We start from the raw sequence: 258 nt of genomic DNA, 5'->3' as shown, positions 1-258 counted from the left end.
AATATTTAAAGATAAATGATAAAGAATATATAGAAATCAATGTTCAGAATGATTCTGTTTGCGCAAAAGCAATAGTTGAAGTTAAAAATTGGTCGAAAATTGAAGGTTTGAGGAAAGAAATTAATGGCTATAGAGGAGCAAAACTGAATTGCTTGAGAATGAGAATTGAGCGTGTTGGAAATAAAGTTGACTTCATTTATGAAGACATTGCTAATATTGAAGATTGAGGAAATTTTGGCAGCCTATAACAGCGCGCAA

General features: G+C 31.4%; 1 protein-coding gene. It reads left to right on the top strand.

Annotation, left to right across the window (positions count from 1 at the left end; genetic code table 11):
* Positions 1–227: hypothetical protein (locus tag DMB65_RS22275; RefSeq protein ID WP_165835017.1), on the top strand; the 227-nt coding region annotated here is incomplete at its 5' end.
* Positions 228–258 lie beyond the last annotated feature (31 nt).

The organism is Flavobacterium cheongpyeongense (assembly GCF_003202435.1).
Taxonomy (GTDB): domain Bacteria; phylum Bacteroidota; class Bacteroidia; order Flavobacteriales; family Flavobacteriaceae; genus Flavobacterium; species Flavobacterium cheongpyeongense.
This window is presented reverse-complemented; position numbering and strand designations above follow the sequence as displayed.